This is a genomic window from Pseudoneobacillus rhizosphaerae (assembly GCF_917563885.1).
Lineage (GTDB): Bacteria > Bacillota > Bacilli > Bacillales > Cytobacillaceae > Pseudoneobacillus > Pseudoneobacillus rhizosphaerae.
This window is the reverse complement of sequence record NZ_CAKJTG010000051.1, coordinates 1-12,923: the sequence shown is the minus strand read 5'-3', so window position 1 is coordinate 12,923 and position 12,923 is coordinate 1. Positions and strand designations below refer to the sequence as shown.

Below are 12,923 nucleotides of genomic sequence, written 5' to 3'. Positions count from 1 at the left end.
TATTTACTCAAAAAACGTCAAAATAGGTCATTTTCCTTTGCTTAACCGGAAAACCTCCGCTTATTTACCCCGAACAAACCCTATTCCGAAGTTTAACGGAAAAATCTCCGCTTATTTTTAATCACTGGTTACTAAATTAAGGATAATTTACCATTATGCACCTCAAAACGGAACGGTTTAAATTAATAATGGAGTGCGGTTTTTGGAAACAAGGATTATTTAATTTCCTCCTAAGCCAAACAAGATAAGGCATCCTTATTTGTTAGCAGCTGAATATGTTCAAGTTTGGCTAAGTCCATATTTCCGCCACTGACAATAATTCCACAGTTTTTCGAACGGATTGTATTTCGGTGGACGAGGAGAGCAGCAAAGGCGGCTGCCCCAGCTCCTTCTATTAAGGTTTTCTTTCTTTCGAGCATGTAGATCATTGCCGTTGCAATGTCGTTATCGCTTACGGTAATCATATCATCCACATATTCTTGAATAATCGGCATCGTTAATTTTCCCGGTTCTTTCACCGCAATTCCTTCTGCGATAGTGGCGATTTCCTGTGGAGATGAAGCGTAGCCATGAAAGTGATTGAACATCACCTTTGCCCCTTCAGCCTGCACGCCGATAATCTTGATTTTCGGATTAATCTGTTTTGCTGCAACAGCGACCCCGCTAATTAATCCTCCACCCCCAACTGGAACAATGATTGTATCAAGGAAGGGTTGTTGGTTTAGCATCTCTATCGCTATCGTTGCTTGACCTGCCATTACATCGTAATCATCAAAAGGGTGTAAAAAAAAGCTATTTGTTTTCAGTTGTTCTACACAAGCGGCCTCATATGCTTCTTGAAAGGAATCACCTGTAATCACAGCCTCTGCACCGTAATATTCGGTTGCTTGTATTTTAGCTACTGGTGTGTTGAGGGGCATGAAAATCTTCGCGATAATACCTTGCTTTGCTGCAGCTAATGCAACACCCTGTGCGTGATTTCCAGCTGAAGCGGCGATAATTCCTCTTTTTGCTTCTTGATCCGTTAAGCGCGATACTTTATAACTAGCACCACGAACCTTAAAAGCGCCAGTCTTTTGTTGATTTTCCATCTTAAAGTAGATATTTGTGCCAATCATTTTATTCAAAAAATTAGATGTAGTTAACGGGGTACGATAAACGATATTTGCCAGCTGTTCCATCGCATCCGAAATTTTATCAGCCGTTAAGGAATCCCCAAGGGAGTCACTCTCCTTCATGAATATGACAATTCAAATTGTGAAATTTTTTCCTCATGTAACAACGTAATGCCGATTTCGTCGAGTCCATTAAGTAGCATCTCTCGTGTGTAATCAAGGATATGGAAGGGTATTTGCCAGCCATCGGAATCTTCGATGGTTTTAGATTCAAGATTGATCGTTAAATGAAAAAGCTCTTTTTCCCCACGCTTCATTAGTGATTGCGTTTGTTCCTCAGATAGCTCGATAGCAAGGATGCCATTTTTAACACAGTTGTTTTTAAAAATATCAGCAAAACTAGGAGCAATGACAATTTTAAAACCAAAATCCTGTAGGGCCCATGGGGCATGCTCTCGAGAAGAGCCACAGCCGAAATTTTCACCAGCTACAAGTATAGAAGTTCCTTCGTATTTTGAGGCGTTTAAAGAAAAATCATCGTGTAGGTTCCCTTCCTGATCAAACCGCCAATCATAAAACAGAAATTGTCCAAACCCTTGTCGTTCAATTCTTTTTAAAAATTGCTTTGGAATAATTTGGTCTGTGTCCACATTACTTCGATTTAAAGGATAGACAAGTCCTTTATGAATCCTTATTGGTTCCATTTGGTTCCCTCCTATGCTTTCATTGTGACAGCAGAGTAGTGGCGTATGTCGACAAAATGGCCTTCAATCGCTGCAGCTGCTGCCATCTCGGGACTAACTAGATGGGTACGTGACCCTGTTCCTTGTCGACCTTCAAAATTACGATTAGAGGTAGAAGCACATCGTTCTCCAGCTGGAACCACGTCATCATTCATTGCTAGGCACATACTACAGCCAGCATCCCGCCATTCAAAACCTGCGTCTATAAAGATTTTATCGATTCCTTCTTGTTCAGCTGCTAATTTCACCGTTTTGGATCCTGGAACGACAATGGCCTGTACGGAAGGGCTTACCTTTCTTCCTTGTATGATAGAGGCAGCTTTACGTAAATCGCTTAATCTTGAGTTCGTACAGGAGCCAATAAATACATGGTCAATTTTTACAGAAGTAATCGGTTGACCTGCTTCAAGCCCCATGTAATCGAGGGCACGTTGGATTTCTGTTTTTTCATTTGTTGTAGCGGCTGCTTCTGGTTCTGGTATCTGCCCATCAACTGGAATACACATTCCTGGATTTGTGCCCCAAGTGACTTGTGGAGCAACCTCAGCTGCATCGATTTCAACTGTTGAGTCGTAAGAAGCACCTTGGTCGGTAGTTAGGGAGCGCCATTTACTTACGTTTTCATCAAAAGCTGCCCCTACTGGAGAGTACTTTCTTCCACGAAGGTATTCGAACGTCGTGTCATCTGGGGCGATTAAACCTGCGCGTGCCCCTGCCTCAATAGACATATTGCAAATGGTCATTCGCTCTTCCATTGAGAGGGAGAGAATGGCTTCGCCTGTATATTCGATGACATATCCAGTGCCAAAACGGACACCGTATTTTGCAATAATAGCTAAAATTAAGTCTTTGGCTGATACTCCAGTCCCGAGCTTTCCTATTACCTTCACATTCATTGTTTTAGGTGGGGCTTGCCAAAGGGTTTGTGTTGCCAGAACGTGCTCAACTTCACTAGTGCCAATACCAAAAGCTAATGCCCCAAATGCTCCGTGGGTGGAGGTGTGGCTATCTCCACAAACAATGGTTTTTCCAGGATGGGTAAGACCAAGCTCGGGTCCAATCACATGGACGATGCCATTGTCAGGGTGGTTAATATCTGCGAGTGGAATGTTGAACTCTTGGCAATTTTGCTCCAATGTTTCGATTTGTTTTTTAGAGATTAAGTCTTTAATGATGTGTTGATTTTTGGTCGGGATATTATGGTCCATTGTTGCAAAGGTTCGATCAGGGCGACGTACCTTCCGACCATTTTGCTTTAACCCCTCGAAAGCTTGAGGGGAGGTGACTTCGTGAACAAGGTGCAAATCTATATATAGTAAATCGGGCTTCCCATCTTCGCGGTAAACAACATGTTGATCCCAAATTTTTTCGATGATGGTTTTTTGGGTTTGCATGGAGGTCCTCCTATCTATGCATAGCAGCTCATAATGCAGTTGGCTGCGCTTCGCGTTTTAATTGATTCGACGATTAATTGGGTCATTTCGACTGTTCCAATTTGTTGTCCAGATTTCATGTTTAGATCGGCCGTATGGAAGCCTGCGTTAAGGATGGACTCAACGGTTTCTTCTATTAATCTAGCTTCCTCATCTAAACCAAAGGAATGCCGGAGCATCATGGCTGAGGATAAAATCATGGCGATTGGATTGGCTTTTCCTTGACCAGCAATATCTGGAGCTGAGCCGTGAACAGGTTCGTAAAGTCCTACACCATCTTCTCTTAGACTGGCAGAAGGGAGCATACCTAGGGAGCCTGTTAATACAGAAGCTTCATCGCTCAAAATGTCGCCGAACATATTTTCCGTCACGATGACATCAAATTGAGTTGGGTTAGTAATCAGCTTCATTGCTGCTGCATCGACAAGGAGGTGTTCGACGGTGACTTCAGGATATTGCTGCTTTTTCTCTTCAACGATTTCGCGCCATAGCTTGCTAGATTCGAGTACGTTTGCCTTATCGACAGAGGTGAGATGCTTTCTGCGAGTTTGGGCACATTGAAAGGCTTTATCTACTATTCTTTCAATTTCTTGACGAGTATAGAATAGGGTGTCTACTACTGATTGCCCGTTTTGTTGGCGTTCACTAGGGGTTCCAAAGTAAAGTCCACCCGTAAGCTCGCGAACAATAAGGAGATCGCTACCTTTTACAAGCTCCTCTTTTAGAGGGGATGCATGTAGTAAATGGTCGAAGCTTTTAACAGGTCTTAGATTAGCAAATAGGTCTAGCGCTTTACGAATGCCAAGAAGTCCCTTTTCTGGACGAAGGTGAGAGGGAAGTTGGTCCCATTTAGGGCCACCAACTGCACCTAGTAGTACAGCATCCGCATTATTGCAAGCCTCTACAGTTTGTTTAGGCAACGGAGTTCCGTGAAAGTCGATGGCAACACCGCCAATATCATGGACTTCGTAGCTAAACGAATGATTGAATTCGTCGGCAATGGTAGTTAAAACCTCTTTAGCAGCTTCCATTACTTCTGTTCCAATCCCATCACCTGGAAGTAAGACGATATGTTTTTTCATGGTTGTGGCCTCCTTTTATTTCGTTAAATTTGGGCTGGCTCTTTTCTAACCAAGGTTTGGTTGTAAAAAACACGATTTACTGCGTTCAAAAAGGCTTTTGCAGCAGCTTCTAATACATCCTGTGCAGAACCGCGGCCACTTACAGTAATACTATTGACGGTCATTTTAACGTGAACCTCTGCTAATGCATCTCGGCCTTGCCCGACTGAGTTCAGGTGGAATTTCGTAAGATGGATTTCTTCTTTTATTAAAGCTTCTAAAGTGTTGTATAAAGACTCCACACTTCCTTTACCTGTACGGGCTGTCTCCACTCGAATACCTTCAGGTGTCATCAGAGCAACGGTAGCAGTTGGCAAGTTGGAAGAACCAGATTGTACTTGGAAAGCAAGTAGCTCATATTTTTTAACGTCAGTAATATCCGTCTGGATATCGGTGAGAATCGTGAAGAGGTCCTCATCAGTGACTTCCTTTTTACGATCTGTAAGAGCTTTAAAATCTTTAAACGCATCTAATAGCTTCTCATCGGTTAGGGAAAATCCTAATTGCATTATTTTATCTTTAAAGGCATGGCGACCTGAATGCTTGCCAAGAACTAGTTGATTAGCTTGGATTCCTACTAGTTCAGGAGTAATAATTTCGTAGGTGGAAGCGTGTTTTAAAACACCGTCCTGATGGATGCCTGATTCATGGGAGAATGCATTTTGTCCCACCACTGCTTTGTTAGGTGCAATTGTCATACCAGTCAATTTCCGGACTAGGTCACTAGTTCGCTTGATTTCTTTTAAATGAAGATTAGTAGAATAAGGGTATTTATCGTTTCGAATGGTTAAAGCTACGGCTAATTCTTCTAATGCAGCATTGCCTGCACGTTCACCAATGCCGTTAATCGTGCCTTCTACTTGAGTGGCACCATTTTCTATAGCTGCAAGTGAATTAGCAATAGCCATTCCTAAATCATCATGACAATGGGCGGATAAGGCAACCTTATCGATGTTTGGGACATTTTCTCTGACATACCTGAACATCCGGCCATACTCTTCAGGTGTTGTATAGCCCACAGTATCTGGCAAGTTAATAACAGTCGCCCCAGCTTCAATTACTTTTTCAATCATTCGAACAAGAAAGTCAAGGTCAGAACGAGAAGCGTCCTCAGCTGACCATTCGACGTTTGAGAATTTAGATTTCCCGTACGAAACCATTTCGACTGCTTGCCTCATTACTTCATCAGGTGTTTTCTTTAGCTTATAAGTCATATGGATAGGGGATGTAGCAATAAAAACATGCAGTCGTGGGTCGGCTGCATCCTTTAATGCTTCCCAAGTAATATCAATATCGGATTTTGTTGCTCGAGCAAGGCCAGCAACGGATGCGTTTTTAATTGTGCGTGCTATACTTCTAACTGCTTCAAAATCTCCGTGTGAGGAAGCCGGAAATCCAGCCTCCATTACATTTACTCCAAATCGTTCAAGCTGACGGGCAATTTCCAATTTTTCTAACTGATTTAAATTGACACCTGGTGATTGTTCACCATCACGAAGCGTGGTATCAAAAATATTAATGTGAACCATGAGAGACCACTACCTTCTTCGAGTTTTGCGGTTTAACAAACGGCATTAACTCTCGGAGCTCCCTTCCTACTTTCTCAATAGGGTGATTGTTTTCTTTTTGATTGATGGCATTAAATTGTGGACGGTTTACTTGGTTTTCAAGTATCCAGCCCTTTGCGAACACGCCTGTTTGGATATCGTGTAACACTTCCTTCATGCGGGCTTTTGTTTCTTCGTTGACCACTCGAGGTCCAGAAACGAAGTCACCCCATTGGGCTGTATCCGAAATAGAATAACGCATGTTTTCAAGGCCACCTTCGTACATAAGGTCTACAATCAACTTCAGCTCGTGTAAACACTCAAAGTAGGCTACCTCTGGTTGATAACCAGCTTCGGTCAACGTTTCAAAGCCGGCTTTTACTAGACTAGTAAGTCCACCGCATAATACCGCTTGTTCACCGAAAAGGTCTGTTTCTGTTTCTTCCTGGAAGGTCGTTTCTAATACACCGGCTCTCCCTGCACCAATTGCTTTTGCATAGGCAAGCGCTGTTGCTTTTGCTTGACCAGAGTAATCTTGATGGACAGCTATGAGGGCAGGGACCCCAGCCCCTTCTGAATATGTGCGACGTACAAGATGTCCTGGTCCTTTTGGTGCTACTAAAAAGACATCAACATCTACAGGGGGAACGATTTGACTAAAATGAACATTAAATCCATGAGCGAAAACAAGCGCAGCTCCTGTCTTAAGATTAGCTTTAATACTCTCCTCATAAACCTTAGGTTGTTTTTCATCTGGGAGAAGGACCATGACCACATCTGCCACAGCCGTTGCTTCTGCTACGGAACGGACCTCGACACCATCTTCGACAGCCTTATCCCATGACTTCCCTTTACGTAATCCAACAACAACATCGTATCCACTTTCACTTAAATTTAAGGCATGTGCATGACCTTGAGATCCATAACCAATTACAGCGATTTTTTTAGACTTTAATCCCTCTTCAGAAATAGTTTGATCATAAAGTACCTTTGCCATTTTAATCATCCTTTCGAATATGGTTGTAGTTTATTAGAAATATAAGCATCTATTTATGGGTATGTCCGTAATGCAAAACGCAATAAGTTAGAGTGAAGAAATCTTACAAGGTTAATATAGTTCTAGAAAAATACTTTATAAGAGAGAATACGATGGTAACTCGGCAACCTGAGGTTTGTTTCCTCGTAAAAACGCAGTCACTCCTGTACGGGCCAATTCCTTAATTCCATAGGGACGAAGCAGCTCGATAAGTGCCTCAACTTTTTCTGGTTTACCAGTAACCTGTACGGCGAGACTATCCTTACTAACATCTATAACAGAGGCACGAAATGGCTCAATAATATCCTTTATCTCGCTCCGGAGCTGCCCACTGCTAACGACTTTTATTAAGGCTAGCTCTCTTGAGACGATGGCTTTATCGGTAATATCTGAAACCTTTAAAATATCAATCTGCTTATTTAATTGTTTCGTTAACTGTTCAAGCTTTTGTTTATCCTCCACCTCAACGACTAATGTCATCTTTGAGATTCCTTCCACCTCAGTTGGACCAACAGAAATACTCTCGATATTAAATTGTCGCCGCTGAAGTAATCCAGTTACTCGATTTAAAACGCCACTTTTGTTTTGCACGGTGGCTGTTATTATACGCCTCATGGTTTCACCCCAATCATTTCGTGTAATCCTTTGCCAGGGGCTATCATTGGATATACATTCTCGGTTTGAACTACTCGACAATCCATCACGACTGGCCCTGGAAAGGCTAATACTTTAGGAAGGACTTGTTGAAGTTCTTCTTGAGTACTTATTTTCATCCCTTTAATGTCATAACTATCAGCTAATTTCACAAAATCTGGTTGGATTGGAAATAGCGATTCAGAATAGCGGTGTTCGTAGAATTTTTCCTGCCATTGTCGAACCATCCCAAGAGCTCCATTATTTACAATGATGATTTTTACAGGCAGATTTCTTTCTTGAAGGATAGAAAGCTCTTGAAGAGTCATCTGAAACCCACCATCACCCACGATAGCTATAACCTGACTTTCTGGTGCTGCCAATTGTGCACCGATTGCAGCTGGAAACCCGAATCCCATTGTGCCTAGTCCTCCTGAAGTCACCCAATGATTTGGCTTTGAAAAAGAGTAGTATTGGGCAGCCCACATTTGGTGTTGGCCGACATCAGTTGTCACGATGGCTTCACCATTTGAAGCTCGATGAATCTGGCTAATAAGCCATTGTGGACTTATCTCCTCGTTAGAATCGTTGTACCAAAGCGGAAAATGTTTTTTGTTTTCTTCGAGTTGATTGGACCACTGATAATGAAGATTCATATCAAATTCGTGATGGAGTAGCTCTCGTATAGCTTCTTTTACATCTGCTACGATTGGAATATGAGTGGTCACATTTTTGCCAATCTCAGCTGGATCGATATCGACGTGTGCCACCTTAGCATTCGGTGCGAAATGCTTTAAATTTCCGGTAAGTCGGTCATCGAAGCGAGCACCAAAATTAACTAATAAATCACACTCATATAGGGCCATATTGGCTGTATAGGTACCATGCATCCCCGCCATTCCAAGAGAGAGTTTGTGATCACCTGGAAAACTTCCAAGTCCTAATAAAGTGGTTGTAACTGGAATTTGATATCGCTCAACAAATTGGATTAATTCCTCGGATGCCTTTCCGTGGAGGACTCCTGCACCTGCAAGAATCACAGGCTTTTTTGCTTTAGTTAAACTATCAACAAGCTTATTAATTTGAAGGGGATTCGGTTTCGTATTAGGGTGATAGCCTGGTAAGTCAAAGTCTGTTTCGAAAGCCTCTTCGTATACATTTTCAGCTGATATATCCTTTGGAATATCGATGACGACAGGGCCAGGTCTTCCAGTTGAAGCGATATGAAAGGCTTCTTTGATGATTCTCGGCAAATCTTGTACATGTTGAACCTGGTAGTTGTGCTTTGTGATTGGAGTGGTGATTCCGATTACATCTGCCTCCTGAAAAGCATCCGTCCCTATTACGCTCCGGGCAACTTGGCCAGTAAAAACAACAAGTGGCAAAGAGTCGATCATTGCATCGGCAATTCCGGTAATGAGGTTTGTTGCACCAGGTCCAGAGGTGGCAAGAACGACACCAGGCTTTCCAGTTATTCTGGCATATCCCTCAGCTGCATGGATCGAGCCTTGCTCATGTCTGAAAAGGACGTGTTTGATTCGATCCTTTGCCCGATAAATGGCATCATAGATTGGCAAAACAGCACCACCTGGATAACCAAATATGGTTTCAACCCCCTCTTGAAGCAAGGCTTCGATTAGAAGGTCTGCACCTGTTTTCGACTCCTCAATACTTGTAAATGCCGGCTTAGCTTCAACTTTCACTTTTTAATCCCTCCAATTTTTAAAAAATAAAAAAAACCTTTTCCCTCCGAATAAACTGCACAGATACAGAATAATCGGGGAGAAAAGGCAATTTGCGTCTTCTCGGTACCACCCGGTTTTACAGCACTCTTACGAATACTGCCTCATGAAGCTTAATGAAAAAACTCACCGCTTCTTTTTAATAACGAGTGTTGAAACACCCGATTAAGCCTAATAAGAAAGACCGTTCAGCTTAATACTCAGGGACGATGTCAGAGTAAGTAGTATTACCGGGCTTCCAGCAACCCCGGCTCTCTGAAAATACTAGATTCTTACTCCTTTATTCCCGTCATAGTTTTTAGCATATATTAAAATTTCATGATTCCACCTGTATTAGCCGAGGTAACAAGCTTTGCGTACTTTGCTAAATAGCCAGTTTTGATTTTTGGCTCTGGTTTCTTCCATTCGGACCGCCTTTTTTCTAAAATATCCTCATCTACAAGGTGCTCAATAGTTCGAGATTCTAAATCTATTAAAATTAGATCGCCATCCTCAACAAAGGCGATGGGTCCACCTTCGGCTGCTTCGGGTGAAATATGCCCTACTGAAATCCCTCGGCTAGCACCTGAAAAACGTCCATCAGTTATGAGTGCGACCTCTTTTTCTAAGCCACGACCTGCAATAGCAGATGTTGGGGCTAACATTTCTGGCATTCCTGGCCCGCCTTTTGGTCCTTCATAGCGAATCACAACGACATGACCGGATTGAACAGATCCATTATCAATGCCTGCTTGAGCTTCTTCTTGTGACTCAAATACAATAGCTTTCCCGACAAATGTTTTAATGGAAGGATCTACTGCACCAACCTTTATGACACCGCCATCTGGGGCTAGATTTCCAAAAAGAATCGAGAGACCTCCAACAGGACTATAGGGATTATCTTTCCTTCGAATAACGTTATCGTTTGTGATTTCAGCATTTTTTACATTTTCGTAAAGAGTTTTTCCGGTGATTGTGAGTTGATCTTGGTGTATGAGTCCGTCAATTCGACAAAGTTCGTGAATGATTGCACTTACTCCGCCAGCATAATGGACATCCTGCATGGAGTAGTCTGAGGCTGGGCTAATTTTTGATAAATACGGAACCTTTTCCGCAATGCGATTAATATCTCTTATATCGTAGTCAATGCCTGCTTCATGGGCGATGGCTAATGTATGTAAAACGGTGTTAGTAGAGCCACCCATTGCCATATCAAGAGCAAATGCATTATCAAAGGCTTCTTTTGTTAAAATATCTCTTGGTTTAATATCGTTTTTTATTAAGTCCATTAAGTGATTTGCTGCTTGACGAATCAATTCGTGACGTTGGTCAGAAGTGGCGACTATTGTACCATTTCCAGGTACGGTAAGCCCGAGCATTTCCATCAAACAGTTCATCGAGTTGGCTGTAAACATTCCTGAACAAGAGCCACAGGTAGGACAGGCATTTGTTTCAAGGTCTAATAGTTCCTGCTGATTAATCGTGCCCTTATGGTAAGCCCCAACTCCTTCAAAAACTGAGACGAGGGAGAGGGGTTTACCGCTTGAGGAAACACCAGCTTCCATAGGACCACCAGACACAAAAACGGAAGGAACATTGGTTCTCGCAGCAGCCATTAGCATGCCAGGCGTGATTTTATCACAGTTAGGGATGTAAAATACTCCGTCGAACCAATGAGCGTTAATGACTGTTTCGGCACTATCGGCAATAATCTCTCGGCTAGGAAGGGAATACCTCATTCCGATATGTCCCATTGCTATCCCGTCATCTACTCCGATTGTGTTAAATTCAAAAGGAATGCCACCAGCTTCTCGTATCGCTTGTTTTACAACCTCACCGAAATGATTAAGGTGCTTATGTCCTGGAATGATGTCGATATAGGAGTTACAAACACCAATAAATGGCTTCTCTAAATCACTGGTTTTCACACCTGTTGCGTAGAGTAAACTACGATGTGGGGCACGATCGAGCCCTTTTTTTATCATGTCGCTTCGCATAAGAACCTCCTTAACTTACTACTGCTTTACTTTCTGAGACGGGGTAACATTGAACACCATCTGTGGTTACTAATTTTCTAAACTCGTTTAGGAGATGAGTTGTAATTGGACCTGGTTTACCATCTTTGATTTGTCTAGTATCCACTTCATTTACGGCTATGACCTCTACGGCGGTTCCAGTTAGAAATACTTCATCAGCAATATAAACGTCATGTCTTGTGAATGGCTGTTCCTTTAGTTCATAACCATTTGTTCTGGCAAGCTCTATAATGGCATTTCGGGTTATTCCCTCTAAGGCACCTAGATAAACAGGTGGAGTATAGATAATTCCGTTTTTGATTATAAAAATGTTGTCAGCTGAACCTTCCGTTACATAACCTTGGTCGTTCAGCATCAACGCCTCATCCACACCTGCTTGATTGGCTTCCAGTTTTACAAGAATATTATTTAAATAGTTTAGTGATTTAATTTGCGGGCTTAGTACATCTGGACGATTTCTTCTAGTGGCAACTGATCCAACTTTTAAGCCTCGTTCATATAGTTCTTTTGGATAAAGGGTTAATTCTTCTGCAATCACAATGACACGAGGCATCGAGCAAGAAGAAGGATCAAGTCCTAGATTTCCTTGTCCTCTAGAAACGACAACACGGATATAGGCGCTTTGTAACTCGTTTATTCGAACTGTCTCGACAATAATTTGTGTCATTTCCTCTAACGTATAAGGAATGGTTAACATAATGGAATGTGCAGATTCATAGAGTCTTTTCAGGTGATTCTCTAACCTAAAAACATTTCCACTGTACACTCGAATTCCTTCAAATACTCCGTCCCCGTAAAGAAAACCATGATCGTAAACCGAGACAACGGCTTCTTCCTTTTTCACAAATTTCCCGCTAAGAAATATCATCTGACTGTCCAACATTCTCCACTCCTCTTTAGCCATTAGACGCTTTAAACTACTAAAATGAAATTGTAAAGAAACAGCCTTATACCATGTGACCTTTTTTAAAAAAAGGGATGGTCAAAGACCTTGTAGAAAATAAAAGCTTGGTTAATTTTTCAATTTTTCTGATATTGAGAGTAATGATACAACCGTAGACAGAAAGGGTCAATACTAAAAAAGATAAAAAACTGATAATTCAGAACAATTGGATAAAATGATAACGTTTCCAATGTTGATGGAATGGGGACAAAGCAAAATATAAATTTGAATTGTAAATTTTTATGAAGCGCTTTCAATGAAATTCATTGTTCATTTTCTGCATAGGTGGCACCTATTGAACAAAGTTTGTCAAAAGAATGCTTATTTTGTCCGATAGAGAGGTTCTAATGGACAAAACAAAGTGAAGGAGGGGTGAAATTGTCCGATAGAAGGGCTGTATTGAACAAAACGAATTGGAGGAGAGGTGAAAGTGTCCGATAGAAGGGCTATATTGGACAAAACGAAGTGGAGGAGGATTATGCCCATATAATTGTGTAAAAAGAATAGGTCACCATCATGACCGTGTTACAATGTTTTCGACCAAGAAACCATTTTACGGAGGACATGATGATGACCCAAATAAATATTACTATAA

10 protein-coding genes are annotated in these 12,923 nt (G+C 41.8%); all 10 read right to left on the bottom strand.

The window, feature by feature from the left end:
* Nucleotides 1-230: 230 nt before the first annotated feature.
* Nucleotides 231-1,238, bottom strand: a complete 1,008-nt coding sequence (gene ilvA, locus LRP83_RS22750) for a threonine ammonia-lyase (protein WP_230499118.1) — start codon at nucleotides 1,236-1,238, stop codon at nucleotides 231-233.
* Nucleotides 1,235-1,819 (bottom strand): 3-isopropylmalate dehydratase small subunit, encoded by a 585-nt coding sequence (gene leuD / locus LRP83_RS22745; RefSeq protein WP_230499117.1) that lies wholly within the window; start codon nucleotides 1,817-1,819, stop codon nucleotides 1,235-1,237. Before leuD ends, ilvA begins: the two co-directional genes overlap by 4 nt.
* 11 nt (nucleotides 1,820-1,830) lie before the next feature.
* Nucleotides 1,831-3,252, bottom strand: coding sequence for a 3-isopropylmalate dehydratase large subunit (gene leuC / locus LRP83_RS22740; protein WP_230499116.1), 1,422 nt, complete (start codon nucleotides 3,250-3,252; stop codon nucleotides 1,831-1,833).
* 14 nt (nucleotides 3,253-3,266) lie between these two features.
* Nucleotides 3,267-4,373 carry a 3-isopropylmalate dehydrogenase gene (gene leuB / locus LRP83_RS22735; RefSeq protein WP_230499115.1) on the bottom strand — a complete coding sequence of 369 codons (1,107 nt, stop codon included), beginning with the start codon at nucleotides 4,371-4,373 and terminating at the stop codon, nucleotides 3,267-3,269.
* Between the two features lie 23 nt (nucleotides 4,374-4,396).
* Nucleotides 4,397-5,941 carry a 2-isopropylmalate synthase gene (locus LRP83_RS22730; protein WP_230499114.1) on the bottom strand — a complete coding sequence of 515 codons (1,545 nt, stop codon included), beginning with the start codon at nucleotides 5,939-5,941 and terminating at the stop codon, nucleotides 4,397-4,399.
* Nucleotides 5,928-6,956, bottom strand: a complete 1,029-nt coding sequence (gene ilvC / locus LRP83_RS22725) for a ketol-acid reductoisomerase (protein ID WP_230499113.1) — start codon at nucleotides 6,954-6,956, stop codon at nucleotides 5,928-5,930. The genes LRP83_RS22730 and ilvC overlap by 14 nt, the downstream gene beginning before the upstream one ends.
* Before the next feature lie 135 nt (nucleotides 6,957-7,091).
* Nucleotides 7,092-7,610 (bottom strand): acetolactate synthase small subunit, encoded by a 519-nt coding sequence (gene ilvN / locus LRP83_RS22720; protein WP_230499112.1) that lies wholly within the window; start codon nucleotides 7,608-7,610, stop codon nucleotides 7,092-7,094.
* A complete protein-coding gene (gene ilvB / locus LRP83_RS22715; protein ID WP_230499111.1) occupies nucleotides 7,607-9,331 on the bottom strand; it encodes an acetolactate synthase large subunit in 1,725 nt (574 codons plus the stop codon). Before ilvB ends, ilvN begins: the two co-directional genes overlap by 4 nt.
* 347 nt (nucleotides 9,332-9,678) lie before the next feature.
* Entirely contained in the window at nucleotides 9,679-11,346 is a 1,668-nt protein-coding gene (gene ilvD, locus LRP83_RS22710; protein ID WP_230499110.1) for a dihydroxy-acid dehydratase, read from the bottom strand.
* Nucleotides 11,347-11,356: 10 nt separating this feature from the next.
* Nucleotides 11,357-12,265 carry a branched-chain-amino-acid transaminase gene (ilvE, locus tag LRP83_RS22705; RefSeq protein WP_230499119.1) on the bottom strand — a complete coding sequence of 303 codons (909 nt, stop codon included), beginning with the start codon at nucleotides 12,263-12,265 and terminating at the stop codon, nucleotides 11,357-11,359.
* Between the last annotated feature and the right edge of the window lie 658 nt (nucleotides 12,266-12,923).